Origin of the sequence: Stenotrophomonas sp. 2694 (genome assembly GCF_040548715.1) — a bacterium.
Lineage (GTDB): Bacteria > Pseudomonadota > Gammaproteobacteria > Xanthomonadales > Xanthomonadaceae > Stenotrophomonas > Stenotrophomonas indicatrix.
Genome location: NZ_JBEPSG010000037.1, coordinates 1 through 16,755, shown reverse-complemented (window position 1 = coordinate 16,755; position 16,755 = coordinate 1). Strand labels below are relative to the sequence as shown.

13 protein-coding genes and 1 tRNA gene are annotated in these 16,755 nt (G+C 63.0%); all 14 read left to right on the top strand.

Translation table 11 applies throughout. From position 1 onward, the window contains the following. A partial coding sequence (locus tag ABIA73_RS21315) for an EF-Tu C-terminal domain-related protein (protein WP_502960557.1) occupies positions 1-168 on the top strand: 168 nt, incomplete at its 5' end. A 101-nt stretch (positions 169-269) separates the two neighbouring features. Further along, positions 270-345: transfer RNA gene (locus ABIA73_RS21310), tRNA-Trp, on the top strand. A gap of 48 nt (positions 346-393) precedes the next feature. Then, positions 394-807 carry a preprotein translocase subunit SecE gene (gene secE / locus ABIA73_RS21305; protein ID WP_025879351.1) on the top strand — a complete coding sequence of 138 codons (414 nt, stop codon included), beginning with the start codon at positions 394-396 and terminating at the stop codon, positions 805-807. Positions 808-817: 10 nt separating this feature from the next. Continuing rightward, complete coding sequence (nusG, locus tag ABIA73_RS21300; RefSeq protein ID WP_025879350.1) at positions 818-1,378, top strand: transcription termination/antitermination protein NusG; 561 nt, start codon at positions 818-820, stop codon at positions 1,376-1,378. Positions 1,379-1,574: 196 nt separating this feature from the next. Beyond that, entirely contained in the window at positions 1,575-2,003 is a 429-nt protein-coding gene (gene rplK / locus ABIA73_RS21295; protein ID WP_004145248.1) for a 50S ribosomal protein L11, read from the top strand. A 4-nt stretch (positions 2,004-2,007) separates the two neighbouring features. Next, positions 2,008-2,706, top strand: a complete 699-nt coding sequence (gene rplA / locus ABIA73_RS21290; protein ID WP_025879349.1) for a 50S ribosomal protein L1 — start codon at positions 2,008-2,010, stop codon at positions 2,704-2,706. A gap of 388 nt (positions 2,707-3,094) precedes the next feature. Next, complete coding sequence (rplJ, locus tag ABIA73_RS21285) at positions 3,095-3,631, top strand: 50S ribosomal protein L10 (protein WP_025879348.1); 537 nt, start codon at positions 3,095-3,097, stop codon at positions 3,629-3,631. A gap of 63 nt (positions 3,632-3,694) precedes the next feature. Continuing rightward, on the top strand, positions 3,695-4,060 hold the full coding sequence (gene rplL, locus ABIA73_RS21280; protein WP_025879347.1) for a 50S ribosomal protein L7/L12: 366 nt from the start codon (positions 3,695-3,697) through the stop codon (positions 4,058-4,060). Positions 4,061-4,386: 326 nt separating this feature from the next. Then, positions 4,387-8,541: a DNA-directed RNA polymerase subunit beta gene (gene rpoB / locus ABIA73_RS21275; protein WP_025879346.1), complete on the top strand. Its 4,155-nt coding sequence runs from the start codon at positions 4,387-4,389 to the stop codon at positions 8,539-8,541. 89 nt (positions 8,542-8,630) lie between these two features. Further along, the gene (gene rpoC / locus ABIA73_RS21270; protein WP_025879345.1) at positions 8,631-12,872 is read left to right on the top strand and encodes a DNA-directed RNA polymerase subunit beta'; all 4,242 of its coding nucleotides are present in this window, start codon (positions 8,631-8,633) and stop codon (positions 12,870-12,872) included. 395 nt (positions 12,873-13,267) lie between these two features. After that, entirely contained in the window at positions 13,268-13,642 is a 375-nt protein-coding gene (gene rpsL, locus ABIA73_RS21265; RefSeq protein WP_025879344.1) for a 30S ribosomal protein S12, read from the top strand. A 12-nt stretch (positions 13,643-13,654) separates the two neighbouring features. Next, a complete protein-coding gene (gene rpsG, locus ABIA73_RS21260) occupies positions 13,655-14,122 on the top strand; it encodes a 30S ribosomal protein S7 (RefSeq protein WP_025879343.1) in 468 nt (155 codons plus the stop codon). Positions 14,123-14,260: 138 nt separating this feature from the next. Beyond that, on the top strand, positions 14,261-16,402 hold the full coding sequence (gene fusA, locus ABIA73_RS21255) for an elongation factor G (protein ID WP_025879342.1): 2,142 nt from the start codon (positions 14,261-14,263) through the stop codon (positions 16,400-16,402). Between the two features lie 51 nt (positions 16,403-16,453). Beyond that, on the top strand, positions 16,454-16,755 hold a 302-nt coding region (locus tag ABIA73_RS21250), incomplete at its 3' end, for a GTP-binding protein (RefSeq protein ID WP_354276248.1).

The following is a 16,755-nucleotide window of genomic DNA, read 5'->3' as shown; positions in this document are numbered from 1 at the left end:
GGTGCGGTCGAGCTGCCGGAAGGCGTCGAGATGGTGATGCCGGGCGACAACGTGAAGATGGTTGTCACCCTGATCAACCCGGTCGCCATGGACGCTGGCCTGCGCTTCGCAATCCGCGAAGGTGGCCGTACCGTCGGTGCTGGCGTGGTTGCCAACATCCTCGAGTAAGCCTGCATGCCGGCGGTCGCATAGCGCTGCCGGTCTGGCGAGTGGCGGGCCGGGAACCTCGGTCCGCCTTCGCCGTCTAAGGGAAGGCAAGTTTTCTACGTACGCCAGTAGCTCAATTGGCAGAGCAGCGGTCTCCAAAACCGCAGGTTGGGGGTTCGAGTCCCTCCTGGCGTGCCATCTGCCCACCTTACCGAGCGGCCCTGCCGCTAAAGCAGACACAGCCTGATGAATAGCAAGATCGAACATTCCAAGGACACCTCCGCGCAAGGCGGGGATATCGTCAAGTACGTCCTCGCATCGTTGCTGGTGCTGGCAGGTCTGTTCGTCTGGTTCTGGTTCTCCGCCGATTCCGGTCGCGCTGCCCAGCTGGGCGCGTGGGCGGGTCAGCTGCGTGCGTTGGCGGTCGTGGTCGGCCTGGTTGGCGGTATCGGCGTGTTCATGCTGACCGGCAAGGGGCGCGACACCCGCGAATTCCTCTCCGAGTCGCGCTTTGAACTGCGTAAAGTGGTCTGGCCGACCCGCCAGGAAGCCATTCGCATGACCTGGGTGGTGATTGTCGTCGTCCTGATTCTCAGCTTGCTGCTGGGCGGGTTCGACTTCTTCATCCAGAAACTGACTCAGTGGTTCCTGAGCCGCTAAGGAGAAATGCATGAAGCGTTGGTACGTCGTTCACGCCTATTCGGGCTTCGAGAAGTCGGTGGCGCAGGCACTGCGCGATCGCATCGTCCGTGACGGCATGGAAGAGCGCTTCGGCGACGTCCTGGTTCCGACCGAGGAAGTGATCGAAATGCGCGCCGGCCAGAAGCGCCGTTCCGAGCGCAAGTTCTTCCCGGGTTACGTGCTGGTCCAGATCGAGACCCACGAAGAAGCCGGTATTCCGCGCATCGACAACGAAAGCTGGCATCTGGTCAAGGAAACCCCGCGCGTCATGGGCTTCATCGGCGGAACCGCCGATCGTCCGCTGCCGATCGCCGACTCCGAGGCCGAGGCGATCCTGAACCGTGTCCAGGAAGGCGTCGAGAAGCCGCGTCCGAAGGTGCTGTTCGAGCCGGGCCAGATGGTTCGCGTCACCGAGGGTCCGTTCAACGACTTCAATGGTGTCGTCGAAGAGGTCAATTACGAGAAGAGCCGTCTGCGCGTCTCGGTGTTGATCTTCGGTCGCGCCACCCCGGTCGAGCTTGAGTTTGGTCAGGTCGAAAAGGCCGTCTGATCTGCATTCATATGCCGCTTCAGGCATGTGAAGAAAAAACCTGATATGCTGCGCGGCTCCCGTTGGGAAGCTGGCGGGACGAGGCCACCGAAAGGTGGCCTTCGGCATGATTTCAAAACGCGATGCCGGGACGCGTGATTCCCGGTCCGATGGGGAGCCTGTTGTCGCAAGGCGCTAGCACCCGGAGAGTACTCACATGGCAAAGAAAGTTGTCGGTTATATCAAGCTGCAGGTGAAGGCCGGTCAGGCCAACCCCTCGCCGCCGGTCGGTCCTGCGCTGGGTCAGCGCGGCCTGAACATCATGGAATTCTGCAAGGCCTTCAATGCCGCCACGCAGAAGCTCGAGCCGGGTCTGCCGGTTCCGGTGATCATCACGGCCTATTCGGACCGTACGTTCACCTTCATCACCAAGAGCACTCCGGCCACCACCCTGCTGAAGAAGGCCGCTGGCATCTCGTCGGGCTCCAAGCGCCCGAACACCGAGAAGGTCGGCAAGGTCACCCGTAAGCAGCTGGAAGAGATCGCCAAGGCGAAGGAACCGGATCTGACTGCCGCCGACCTGGACGCCGCCGTGCGTACCATCGCTGGCTCTGCCCGTTCCATGGGCCTCGTGGTGGAGGGTTAAGAAGATGGCACAGACCAAGCGTGAGAAGGCCATCAAGGCCGCTATCGTTCCGGGCAAGGCATACGCTTTCGAGGACGCAATCAACATCCTGAAGACCGCCACCAAGGCCAAGTTCGTCGAGTCGATCGACGTTGCCGTGCGCCTCGGCGTCGACGCGAAGAAGTCCGACCAGCAGGTCCGTGGCTCCACCGTGCTGCCGGCTGGTACCGGCAAGTCGGTCCGCGTCGCTGTCTTCGCTCCGGCCGGTGCCAAGGCTGATGAAGCCCTGGCCGCTGGCGCCGAAGCCGTCGGTATGGACGACCTGGCCGAGAAGATGCAGGCCGGCGATCTGAACTACGACGTCGTGATCGCGACCCCGGACGCAATGCGCGTTGTCGGTAAGCTGGGTACCGTGCTGGGCCCGCGCGGCCTGATGCCGAACCCGAAGGTCGGCACCGTCTCCCCGAACCCGGGTGAGGCTGTGAAGAATGCCAAGTCGGGTCAGGTGCGTTACCGCACCGACAAGGCCGGCATCATCCACTGCACCATCGGCAAGGCCGACTTCGCCGAAGACGCGCTGAAGTCGAACCTGACCGCGCTGCTGCTGGACCTGATCAAGGCCAAGCCGGCCACCTCGAAGGGCACCTACCTGCAGAAGGTTTCGGTCAGCTCGACGATGGGCCCGGGCGTCACCGTCGACCAGTCGTCGCTGAGCCTGAAGTAATCGTTTCAAGCGGTCGCGGGTCCCTCGGGCCCCGCGACCGTGACATTTGAAGGCATCGCCGGCAACCCATCGCCGGTGGTAGCCGTCAAAGACCGCAGGTGCGGTCGTGGCATGCCGGCGACGGGCACGGAAGCTCGATTTGGCAGGGAGTCGCCGCCGGAGCAGTCACGAACGCTTAATCGATTCCCCGGAATCACCCTGCGTAGATGGTGCCCTTCTGGAGTTTTTCTGGTTCACGCACGTCTGGGGTTACCCAGGTTGGCCCACTCCAGGTCTAGAACGGCCCACCCCCCGGAACATCATTCCGATGTTCCCGGCGTCCAGGACGGATGCCGCACAGGACCGCACACGGCAGGAGCCGTAAGCGGAGTTCAATCGGAGGAGTGCAATGGCTCTCAATCTGTCCCAGAAGCAAGAAGTAGTCGCGGAGCTGGCAGACATCGCCGCCAAGGCCCACTCCTTGATCGCAGCCGAATACGCTGGCACCACGGTCGCTCAGATGACCGCGATGCGTAAGCAGGCTCGTGAAACCGGCGTTTTCTTGAAAGTTGTCAAGAACACCCTGGCGTCGCGTGCCGTTGAAGGCACCGAGTTCGCAGTCGCACAGGACCAGATGGTTGGTCCGCTGCTGTACGCGTTCTCGCTCGAGGAGCCCGGTGCTGCCGGTCGCCTGATCAAGGATGCCGCCAAGGGCAACGACAAGCTTAAGGCCAAGGTCGTCGCAATCGGTGGTGAAGTGTTCCCGGCAAGCCATGTCGACGTGTTGGCCTCGCTGCCGACCCGCGACCAGGCCCTGGCAATGCTGGCACGCGTCCTGACCGAGCCGGTCACGATGTTCGCCCGCGCCATCAAGGCAATCGGCGACAAGCAGAATGGTGGCGACGTCGCCGCCGACGCTGCTGAACCGGCCGCCGAGACCGCCTGAGTTTCGACTAATCGTGGTTCCTGACGGAACCTCAATCCAGAAAAACATCCAAAGGTAATTATCATGTCCCTTACCAACGAACAGATCGTCGACGCCATCGCCGAGAAGTCCCTGATGGAAGTGATGGAGCTGGTCAAGGCCATCGAAGAGAAGTTCGGCGTCTCCGCCGCTGCTCCGGTCGCCGCTGCTGTGGCTGGCCCGGCTGCCGTCGTTGAAGAGCAGACCGAATTCGTCGTCACCCTGAAGACCGCTGGCGACAAGAAGGTCGAAGTCATCAAGGCCGTCCGCGCCATCACCGGCCTGGGCCTGAAGGAAGCGAAGGACCTGGCCGAAGCCGGCGGCGTCCTGAAGGACAACGCTTCGAAGGACGAAGCCGAGAAGATGAAGAAGGACCTGGAAGCTGCTGGCGCGACTGTCGAAGTCAAGTAAGCACTTCCATTGCGTCGCCATCGAAATCCGGCGATGCAGCCAAGGCTGGGGGCGTAAGCCCCCGGCCTTTGGTCGTTGTTGTAGGCCCGGCCAATCGTGGCGCGGTTCTACGGAAATACGGTGAAAAAGCCCAACACGGGCTGCGGTCAAACCCTGGCCGGCCAGCGCAACGCGCGGCGGCGGGGGAGTGGATGCAGACGAGTTGGCAGTTGGAAGTAGCGGGAGAAGGCGTGCTGGTGCCGGCAATACCAGCGACTTCCAACTGACAATTTCAAGTTCCCTTCGGGTCGTGGGCGCACGACTCGCACAACAAGGTGGAAGACCTCATGACGTCCTATTCGTTCACCGAAAAAAAGCGTATCCGCAAGGATTTCGGCAAGCAGCGTTCGATTCTCGAAGTGCCGTTCCTGCTCGCCATCCAGGTGGATTCCTACCGTGAATTCCTGCAGGAGAACGTCGATCCGGCCAAGCGCACGGACCACGGCCTGCACGCTGCACTGAAGTCGGTCTTCCCGATCGCCAGCTACAGCGGCAATGCTGCCCTGGAATACGTCGGCTACAAGCTGGGCGATCCGGTCTTCGACGAGCGTGAGTGCCGTCAGCGTGGCATGAGCTACGGTGCGCCGCTGCGCGTGACCGTGCGCCTGGTGATCTACGACCGCGAGTCGTCGACCAAGGCAATCAAGTACGTGAAGGAGCAGGAGGTCTACCTCGGCGAAATCCCGCTGATGACCGACAACGGCACCTTCATCGTCAACGGCACCGAGCGCGTCATCGTCTCGCAGCTGCACCGCTCGCCGGGCGTGTTCTTCGACCACGACCGTGGCAAGACCCACAGCTCGGGCAAGCTGCTGTACAGCGCCCGCATCATTCCTTACCGCGGCTCCTGGCTGGACTTCGAGTTCGACCCGAAGGACGCGCTGTTCACCCGTATCGACCGTCGCCGCAAGCTGCCGGTGTCGATCCTGCTGCGTGCGCTTGGCTACAGCAACGAAGAGATGCTGGCCGAGTTCTTCGAGATCAACACCTTCCACATCAACCCGGATGAAGGCGTCCAGCTGGAGCTGGTGCCCGAGCGCCTGCGCGGCGAAACCCTGGGCTTCGACCTCGCCGACGGCGACAAGGTCATCGTGGAAGCCGGCAAGCGCATCACCGCGCGCCACATCAAGCAGCTGGAAGCCTCGGGCATCGCCGCCCTGGCCGTGCCGGACGACTACATCGTCGGCCGCATCCTGTCGCACGACGTGGTCGATGCCTCGACCGGCGAACTGCTGGCCCAGGCCAACGACGAAATCACCGACGAACAGCTGCAGGCCTTCCGCAAGGCCGGCGTCGATGCCGTGGGCACCCTGTGGGTGAACGACCTGGATCGTGGCCCGTACCTGTCCAACACCCTGCGCATCGATCCGACCAAGACCCAGCTGGAAGCCCTGGTCGAGATCTACCGCATGATGCGTCCGGGCGAGCCGCCGACCAAGGATGCCGCGCAGAACCTGTTCCACAACCTGTTCTTCACCTTCGAGCGCTACGACCTGTCCGCAGTCGGCCGCATGAAGTTCAACCGTCGCGTGGGCCGCAAGGAAACCACCGGCGAAGCCGTGCTGTACGACCGCAAGTACTACGGCGAGCGCAACGACGAAGAGTCCAAGCGCCTGGTTGCCGCACACGGCGACAGCTCGGACATCCTGGACGTGATCAAGGTCCTGACCGAGATCCGCAACGGTCGCGGCGTGGTCGATGACATCGATCACCTGGGCAACCGTCGCGTGCGTTCGGTCGGTGAAATGGCCGAGAACGTGTTCCGCGTGGGCCTGGTCCGCGTCGAGCGCGCGGTCAAGGAACGCCTGTCGATGGCCGAGTCGGAAGGCCTGACCCCGCAGGAGCTGATCAACGCCAAGCCGGTGGCTGCGGCGATCAAGGAATTCTTCGGCTCCTCGCAGCTGTCGCAGTTCATGGATCAGAACAACCCGCTGTCGGAAGTCACGCACAAGCGTCGCGTCTCGGCCCTGGGCCCGGGCGGCCTGACCCGTGAGCGCGCCGGCTTCGAAGTGCGCGACGTGCACCCGACCCATTACGGCCGCGTCTGCACCATCGAAACGCCGGAAGGCCCGAACATCGGCCTGATCAACTCGCTGGCCGTGTACGCCCGCACCAACCAGTACGGTTTCCTCGAGACCCCGTACCGCAAGGTCGTGGACGGCAAGGTCTTCGACGAAGTCGAGTTCCTGTCGGCCATCGAAGAAAACGAGTACGTCATCGCCCAGGCCAACGCCCTGACCGATGCCAACAGCGTGCTGACCGAGCAGTTCGTCCCCTGCCGTTACCAGGGCGAATCGCTGTTGAAGCCGCCGGCGGAAGTCCACTTCATGGACGTCTCGCCGATGCAGACCGTGTCGATCGCGGCCGCGCTGGTTCCGTTCCTGGAGCACGATGACGCCAACCGCGCACTGATGGGCGCCAACATGCAGCGTCAGGCCGTGCCGACCCTGCGTGCGCAGAAGCCGCTGGTCGGTACCGGCATCGAGCGCGCCGTGGCGCGTGACTCGGGCGTGACCGTGAACGCCCGTCGTGGTGGTGAGATCGTGCAGATCGACGCCGCCCGCATCGTGGTCAAGGTCAACGAAGCCGAGATCACCGACGCGTCCGACGCCGGCGTGGACATCTACAACCTGATCAAGTACACCCGCTCCAACCAGAACACCTGCATCAACCAGCGTCCGCTGGTGGAAGTGGGCAACGTGGTGGCGCGTGGCGACGTGCTGGCCGATGGTCCGTCCACCGACATCGGTGAACTGGCCCTGGGCCAGAACATGCTGATCGCCTTCATGCCGTGGAACGGCTACAACTTCGAAGACTCCATCCTGCTCTCCGAGCGCGTGGTGGAAGAGGATCGCTACACCACGATCCACATCGAAGAGCTGACCTGCGTTGCGCGTGACACCAAGCTGGGGCCGGAGGAAATCTCGGCCGACATCCCGAACGTTTCCGAGCAGGCGCTGAACCGCCTGGACGAAAGCGGCGTGGTGTACATCGGTGCCGAAGTCCGCGCCGGCGACATCATGGTCGGCAAGGTCACCCCGAAGGGCGAAAGCCAGCTGACCCCGGAAGAGAAGCTGCTGCGCGCGATCTTCGGCGAGAAGGCTTCGGACGTGAAGGACAGCTCGCTGCGCGTGCCTCCGGGCATGGACGGCACCGTCATCGACGTGCAGGTCTTCACCCGCGATGGCATCGAGAAGGACAAGCGCGCCCGTCAGATCGAAGAATCTGAAATCAAGCGCGTCAAGAAGGACTTCGACGACCAGTTCCGCATCCTGGAAGCAGCCATCTATGCCCGTCTGCGTTCGCAGATCGTCGGCAAGGTGGTCAACGGTGGCGCCGGCCTGAAGAAGGGCGACGTCATCTCCGACGCCTACCTGGATGGCCTGAAGAAGGCCGACTGGTTCGTGCTGCGCATGAAGGACGAGGACGCCGCCGAAGCCATCGAGCGCGCACAGAAGCAGATCCAGGCGCACGAGAAGGAATTCGAGCGTCGCTTCGCCGACAAGCGCGGCAAGATCACCGCTGGCGACGACCTCGCCCCGGGCGTGCTGAAGATGGTCAAGGTGTTCCTGGCAGTGAAGCGCCGCATCCAGCCGGGCGACAAGATGGCAGGCCGCCACGGCAACAAGGGTGTGGTGTCCAACGTGGTGCCGGTCGAGGACATGCCGTACATGGCCTCGGGCGAAACCGTGGACATCGTGCTGAACCCGCTGGGCGTGCCGTCGCGTATGAACATCGGGCAGATCCTGGAAGTGCACCTGGGCTGGGCAGCCAAGGGTCTGGGTCGCAAGATCCAGGCAATGCTGGAAGCCCAGGCCGCGGTCGCCGACCTGCGCAAGTTCCTGGACGACATCTACAACCACGATGACACCAACGTGGCCAACCGTGTCGACCTGTCGCAGTTCAGCGACGAGGAACTGCTGCGCCTGGCCCGCAACCTGTTCGACGGCGTGCCGATGGCAACGCCGGTGTTCGACGGTGCCACCGAAGCGGAAATCAAGCGCATGCTGGAACTGGCCGACCTGCCGAGCAGTGGCCAGACCCAGCTGTATGACGGCCGCACCGGTGAAGCCTTCGATCGCCACACCACCGTTGGCTACATGCACTACCTGAAGCTGAACCACCTGGTCGACGACAAGATGCACGCCCGTTCGACCGGCCCGTACTCGCTCGTCACCCAGCAGCCGCTGGGCGGCAAGGCGCAGTTCGGCGGCCAGCGCTTCGGTGAAATGGAAGTCTGGGCGCTGGAAGCCTACGGCGCGGCCTACACCCTGCAGGAAATGCTGACGGTGAAGTCCGATGACGTGCAGGGCCGCAACCAGATGTACAAGAACATCGTCGACGGTGAGCACGAGATGGTCGCGGGCATGCCGGAATCCTTCAACGTCCTGGTGAAGGAAATCCGCTCGCTGGCCATCAACATGGAACTGGAAGACAACTGATCCATGCCGGCGCGGCGGCCACCGCCGCCGCGCCGCTGGCAGTGAACTGAAAGCCCATCGACACAGCATTCCTCCTTCTGGAGAACACCATGAAAGACCTGCTCAACCTCTTCAACCAGCAGCGCCAGACGCTGGACTTCGACGCGATCAAGATCGCGCTGGCTTCGCCGGACCTGATCCGTTCGTGGTCCTTCGGCGAAGTGAAGAAGCCGGAAACCATCAACTACCGTACCTTCAAGCCGGAACGTGACGGCCTGTTCTGCGCCGCCATCTTCGGACCGGTCAAGGACTACGAGTGCCTGTGCGGCAAGTACAAGCGCATGAAGCACCGCGGCGTGGTCTGCGAGAAGTGCGGCACCGAAGTGACCCTGGCCAAGGTGCGTCGCGAGCGCATGGGCCACATCGACCTGGCCTCGCCGGTCGCGCACATCTGGTTCCTGAAGTCGCTGCCGTCGCGCATCGGCCTGATGCTGGACATGACCCTGCGCGATATCGAGCGCGTGCTCTACTTCGAAGCCTACGTGGTGACCGAGCCGGGCCTGACCGCCCTGGAGCGCCGCCAGCTGCTGACCGAAGAACAGTACCTGCAGGCCCGCCAGGAGCATGGCGACGACTTCGACGCTGCCATGGGCGCCGAGGCCGTGTACGAACTGCTGCGCACCATCGACCTGCAGTCGGAAATGACCCGCCTGCGCGAAGAGATCGCCAGCACCGGTTCGGAAACCAAGCTGAAGCGACTGACCAAGCGCATCAAGCTGATCGAAGCCTTCCTGGAATCGGGCAACCGTCCGGAGTGGATGGTCATGACCGTCCTGCCGGTGCTGCCGCCGGACCTGCGTCCGCTGGTTCCGCTGGATGGTGGCCGCTTCGCGACCTCCGATCTGAACGACCTGTACCGCCGTGTCATCAACCGCAACAACCGCCTGCGCCGCCTGCTCGAACTGAGCGCGCCGGACATCATCGTGCGCAATGAAAAGCGCATGCTGCAGGAATCGGTCGATGCGCTGCTGGACAACGGCCGTCGCGGCCGTGCCATCACCGGCACCAACAAGCGCCCGCTGAAGTCGCTGGCCGACATGATCAAGGGCAAGCAGGGTCGTTTCCGCCAGAACCTGCTCGGCAAGCGCGTCGACTACTCGGGCCGTTCGGTCATCGTGGTCGGTCCGTACCTGCGCCTGCACCAGTGCGGCCTGCCGAAGAAGATGGCGCTCGAACTGTTCAAGCCGTTCGTGTTCGCCAAGCTGCAGCGTCGTGGCCTGGCCACCACCATCAAGGCCGCCAAGAAGCTGGTCGAGCGCGAAGAAGCCGAAGTCTGGGACATCCTGGAAGAGGTCATCCGCGAGCATCCGGTGATGCTGAACCGTGCGCCGACCCTGCACCGTCTGGGCATCCAGGCCTTCGAGCCGGTCCTGATCGAAGGCAAGGCCATCCAGCTGCACCCGCTGGTCTGCACCGCGTTCAACGCCGACTTCGACGGTGACCAGATGGCCGTCCACGTGCCGCTTTCGCTGGAAGCCCAGCTGGAAGCGCGTGCGCTGATGATGTCCACCAACAACATCCTGTCGCCGGCCAACGGCGAGCCGATCATCGTGCCGTCGCAGGACGTCGTGCTGGGTCTGTACTACATGACCCGCTCGCTGGAAAACAAGAAGGGCGAGGGCATGGCCTTCGCCAACATCGCCGAAGTCAAGCGCGCCTACGACAACCGCGTGGTGGAACTGCACGCGCGCGTCAAGGTCCGCATCACCGAGGTGGTGACCGACGAGGAAGGCAACAAGCAGAGCAAGACCTCGATCGTGGATACCACCATCGGTCGCGCCCTGCTGGCTGAAATCCTGCCGGAAGGCCTGCCGTTCGCGCTGGCCAACACCGAGCTGACCAAGAAGAACATCAGCCGCCTGATCAACTCCAGCTACCGCCAGCTGGGTCTGAAGGACACGGTCGTGTTCGCCGACAAGCTGATGTACACCGGCTTCGCCTACGCGACCCGCGCCGGCGTCTCGATCGGCATCGACGACATGCTGATCCCGGACGAGAAGAAGGGCATCCTCACCGAGGCCGAAGCCGAAGTGCTGGAAATCCAGGAGCAGTACCAGTCGGGCCTGGTCACCGCCGGCGAGCGCTACAACAAGGTGGTCGACATCTGGTCGCGCACCAATGAGCGCATCGCCAAGGCGATGATGGACACCATCGGTACCGAGAAGGTCATCAATGCCAAGGGCGAGACCATCGACCAGAAGTCGATGAACTCCCTGTACATCATGGCCGACTCCGGTGCACGAGGCAGCCAGGCGCAGATCCGTCAGCTGGCCGGCATGCGTGGCCTGATGGCCCGTCCCGATGGCTCGATCATCGAGACGCCCATCAAGGCGAACTTCCGCGAAGGCCTGAACGTGCAGGAGTACTTCAACTCCACCCACGGTGCCCGTAAGGGTCTGGCCGATACCGCGCTGAAGACCGCGAACTCGGGTTACCTGACCCGTCGTCTGGTCGACGTGGCGCAGGACGTGGTGATCACCGAGGTGGATTGCGGTACCACCGAAGGCCTGATCATGACCCCGATCGTTGAAGGCGGCGACGTGGTCGAGCCGTTGAAGGATCGCGTGCTGGGTCGCGTGGTTGCCGAGGACGTGTTCCTGCCGGGCAACGACGAAGATCCGATCGTCACCCGCAACACCCTGCTCGACGAAGCCTGGGTCGCCAAGCTTGAAGAGGCCAGCGTGCAGACCATCAAGGTCCGCTCGACGATCTCCTGCGAATCGGCCTTCGGCGTCTGCGCTCGCTGCTACGGCCGCGACCTGGCCCGTGGCCACCTGGTCAACATCGGTGAAGCGGTCGGCGTCATCGCCGCGCAGTCCATCGGTGAACCGGGTACCCAGCTGACGATGCGTACGTTCCACATCGGTGGTGCGGCATCGCGAGCTGCTGCGGTCGACAACATCACCGTCAAGACCACCGGCTCGGTCAAGTTCAGCAACCTCAAGTCGGTTGCCCATGCCAACGGCTCGCTGGTCGCGGTGTCGCGCTCGGGTGAAATGTCGGTGCTCGATGCGCACGGCCGTGAGCGTGAGCGTTACAAGCTGCCGTACGGTGCGACCATCACCTCCAAGGACGGTGATGCGGTCAAGGCTGGCCAGACCGTGGCCAACTGGGATCCGCATAACCATCCGATCGTTTCGGAAGTGGCCGGTTTCATCCGCTTCATCGACTTCGTCGACGGCATTACCGTCATCGAGAAGACCGATGAGCTGACCGGCCTGGCGTCGCGCGAAATCACCGACCCGAAGCGCCGCGGCGCCCAGGCGAAGGATCTGCGCCCGATCGTCCGCATCGTCGATGGCAAGGGCAACGACCTGTCGATTCCGGGCACCGACCTGCCGGCGCAGTACCTGCTGCCGCCGCGCTCGATCGTCAACCTGCAGGACGGCGCTGCCGTCGGCGTGGGTGACGTGGTTGCCAAGATCCCGCAGGAAGCGTCGAAGACCCGCGACATCACCGGTGGTCTGCCGCGCGTGGCCGATCTGTTCGAAGCGCGCAAGCCGAAGGATCCGGCAGTGCTGGCCGAGCGTTCGGGCATCATCAGCTTCGGCAAGGACACCAAGGGCAAGCAGCGCCTGATCATCAAGGACACCGATGGTTCGGAGCACGAAGAGCTGATTCCGAAGTACCGTCAGGTCATCGTGTTCGAAGGTGAGCACGTGACCAAGGGCGAAACCATCGTCGACGGCGAGCCGAGCCCGCAGGACATCCTGCGTCTGCTGGGCGTCGAGCCGCTGGCCGCCTACCTGGTCAAGGAAATCCAGGACGTGTACCGCCTGCAGGGCGTGAAGATCAACGACAAGCACATCGAGGTGATCACCCGCCAGATGCTGCGCAAGGTCGAGATCACCGATCAGGGCAGCAGCAAGTTCCTGAACGGCGAACAGGTCGAGCGCCAGCGCGTCATCGAGGAAAATGCACGCCTGACCACCCGCAACGAGCTGATTGCTCGCTTCGATCCGGTCCTGCTGGGCATCACCAAGGCATCGCTGGCTACCGAATCGTTCATCTCGGCTGCTTCCTTCCAGGAAACCACCCGCGTGCTGACCGAGGCTGCCGTCCGCGGCACCAAGGACAACCTGCGCGGCCTGAAGGAAAACGTGATCGTCGGCCGTCTGATTCCGGCCGGTACCGGTCTGACCTACCACGCCAACCGCCGCCGCAATGCGAGCGGGCTGACGGACTCGGAAATGCAGACCCTGGCCGGTACCCCGGCAGCTGCAGCCGCCGTGGCCGTGGCAGCACCGGAAGTGGTGGTGGAGTCGACCGACGCCGAGCAGGCCGAGGATTGATCGGCCGGTCCGGCTCAGGCCGGACCTCGATCGGGCAGGGGGCGGCCATCGGCCGGTCCCTGCTTCATGGTCCGGCTCCGTGCCGGACACGTATCACGCAGGACCCGCCTCGGCGGGATCTGCACTCGAGGGCCCAGGCCGCTGGTCTGTTCGCCGTCGATGAGGTAGGATGCCGCCCCGGCCCAGCGATGGGTCGGGCGACAACCTGAACGGGGGGCATGGAGAAGGCTCCCCTGTAACGGCCCTGGATCAGGGCTGGCTTGGCGCGTGCGCATTTGACCGCGTTTTCGCCAGGTTGCTACAATCGTCTGTCTCAGCAGGCCGGTTTTTCGCCTGCTCGCACATATCCGCATTCATGGCCGGTTTTTTTCGGCCTCTCTCAGAAGAACATACTGATGGCGACGATCAATCAGCTTGTCCGCAAGCCGCGGCAGGCAACCACTTATAAGAGCGCCTCGCCGGCTCTCGAAAAGTGCCCCCAGCGCCGTGGCGTCTGCACGCGCGTTTACACCACTACTCCGAAGAAGCCGAACTCGGCCCTTCGCAAGGTTGCCAAGGTTCGCCTGACCAACCAGGAAGAAGTGATTTCCTACATCGGCGGTGAAGGCCACAACCTGCAGGAGCACTCCGTGGTCCTGATCCGTGGCGGTCGCGTCAAGGATCTGCCGGGTGTGCGTTACCACACCGTTCGTGGTTCGCTCGACGCCTCCGGCGTTGCCAAGCGTCGCCAGGGCCGTTCCAAGTACGGCGCCAAGCGTCCGAAGAGCTAAGGGAAAGCACACATGTCTCGTAAAGGTAATACGCCGCAGCGCGCAGTCCTGCCGGATCCGAAGCACGGAAGCGAAACCATCGCCCGTTTCATCAACATGGTGATGCTGAGCGGCAAGAAGTCGGTCGCTGAAAAGATCGTCTATGGCGCCATGGACGTGATCGGTGAGAAGAACCCGAATTCCGTCGAGCTGGTTCAGAAGGCTCTGGAAAACGTGGCTCCGTCGGTCGAAGTCAAGTCCCGCCGCGTCGGTGGTGCCACCTACCAGGTGCCGGTCGAAGTGCGCGCCTCGCGCAAGATGGCTCTGGCCATGCGTTGGCTGATCGACTCCGCGCGCAAGCGTGGTGAGAACACCATGCCGAAGAAGCTGGCCGCTGAACTGATCGACGCCTCGGAAAACCGTGGCGGCGCTATCAAGAAGCGCGAAGAAACCCACCGCATGGCCGAAGCCAACAAGGCATTCGCCCACTACCGCTGGTGAGTTTGACGGCCTTGTAAAACAGGCAGGGCAGCACCATCTCGGTGCTGCCTCGCGGCCCCAGAAGGGCTGCGCCAATCCGAAGGCCGCCGAAAGGCGGCGTTCGGCCATCCGAAATCCAAGAAATCTGAGAGGCTCCCCGTGGCCCGTTCCACTCCCATCGAGCGTTACCGCAATTTCGGCATCATGGCCCACATCGATGCCGGCAAGACCACCACGTCCGAGCGCATCCTGTTCTACACCGGCAAGAGCCACAAGATCGGTGAAGTGCATGACGGCGCCGCCACCATGGACTGGATGGAGCAGGAGCAGGAGCGTGGCATCACGATCCAGTCCGCTGCGACCACCGCGTTCTGGAAGGGCATGGACAAGTCCCTGCCGGAGCACCGCTTCAACATCATCGACACCCCCGGGCACGTCGACTTCACCATCGAAGTGGAGCGCTCGCTGCGCGTGCTCGACGGTGCCGTCTTCGTGCTGTGTGCCGTCGGTGGCGTGCAGCCGCAGTCGGAAACCGTGTGGCGCCAGGCCAACCGTTACAAGGTGCCGCGCATCGCGTTCGTCAACAAGATGGACCGCACCGGCGCCAACTTCACCAAGGTCGTCGGCCAGCTGAAGGCGAAGCTGGGTGCCAAGGCCGTTCCGATGCAGCTGCCGATCGGCGCTGAGGAAGGCTTCAAGGGCGTCGTCGATCTGCTGAAGATGAAGGCCATCCATTGGGATGAGGCTTCGCAGGGCATGAAGTTCGAGTACAGCGATGTGCCGGCCGACCTGCTGGCTGAAGCGACCGAAGCCCGTACCTTCATGATCGAAGCGGCTGCCGAAGCCAGCGAAGAGCTGATGGACAAGTACCTGGGCGGCGATGAGCTGACCGAGGCCGAGATCATCGAAGCCCTGCGCGTGCGCACCCTGGCGACCGACATCGTGCCGATGTACTGCGGCTCGGCGTTCAAGAACAAGGGCGTGCAGGCCATGCTGGACGGCGTGATCCAGCTGCTGCCGTCGCCGATCGACGTGCCGGACGTGACCGGTACCGACGTTGACGATGAAACCAAGGAAATGAGCCGCAAGTCTGACGACAAGGCTCCCTTCTCGGCCCTGGCCTTCAAGATCATCACCGACCCGTTCGTCGGCGCGCTGACCTTCTTCCGTGTCTACTCGGGCACGTTGAATGCAGGCGACCAGCTGCTGAACTCGGTGAAGGGCAAGAAGGAGCGCATCGGCCGTATCCTGCAGATGCACTCCAACAACCGTGAAGAAATCAAGGAAGTGCTGGCAGGCGACATCGCCGCCGCCGTGGGCCTGAAGGACACCACCACCGGTGACACCCTGTGCTCCATGGATCAGCCGATCATCCTCGAGCGCATGGTGTTCCCGGAGCCGGTCATCTCGATGGCCGTCGAGCCGAAGACCAAGTCCGACCAGGAAAAGATGGGTCTGGCACTGGGTCGTCTGGCCCAGGAAGATCCGTCGTTCCGCGTCAAGACCGACGAAGAATCCGGCCAGACCATCATCTCGGGCATGGGCGAGCTGCACCTGGACATCATCGTTGACCGCATGAAGCGCGAGTTCAACGTTGAAGCCAACGTCGGCAAGCCGCAGGTGGCTTACCGCGAAACGATCACCCTGTCGGACGTGAAGTCGGACTACAAGCACGCCAAGCAGTCCGGTGGTAAGGGTCAGTACGGTCACGTCGTGATCGAGCTGTCGCCGATCACCGATGCCGATCGTGCAGATCCGAAGATCGCCGCGGGTATCAAGGACGACTTCCTGTTCATCAACGACATCACCGGTGGCGTGATTCCGAAGGAATTCATTCCGTCGATTGAAAAGGGTCTGCGCGAAACCATCACCAACGGTCCGCTGGCTGGCTTCCCGGTCGTGGACGTCAAGGTGAAGCTGGTGTTCGGCTCGTACCACGACGTCGACTCCTCGGAAATGGCGTTCAAGCTCGCTTCCTCGATGGCCTTCAAGGAAGGCTTCCGCAAGGCCAAGCCGGTCCTGCTGGAGCCGATCATGAAGGTCGAGATCGTGACCCCGGAGGATTACCAGGGTGACGTGATGGGCGACGTGAGCCGTCGTCGCGGCGTTCTGCAGGGTTCTGATACCACCGGTGACGGTTCGGCCAGCATCATCAACGCGATGATCCCGCTGGGCGAAATGTTTGGCTACGCGACCTCGCTGCGTTCGCAGACCCAGGGCCGCGCCACCTTCACGATGGAATTTGACCACTACGAGCCGGCGCCGAACAACATCGCCGACGAAGTCATGAAGAAGTCCTGAGCGTAACGCTCAGGTCCTCCAAACCACTTACGAACTAAAAGGTAGAACGAAATGGCAAAGGGTAAGTTCGAGCGCACCAAGCCGCACGTCAACGTCGGCACCATCGGTCACGTCGATCATGGCAAGACCACGCTGACCGCCGCACTGACCAAGATCGGTGCCGAGCGCTTCGGTGGCGAGTTCAAGGATTACTCCGCGATCGACGCCGCGCCGGAAGAAAAGGCGCGTGGCATCACGATCTCGACCGCGCACGTCGAGTACGAATCCACCGTTCGTCACTACGCCCACGTCGATTGCCCGGGCCATGCTGACTACGTCAAGAACATGATCACCGGTGCTGCCCAGATGGACGG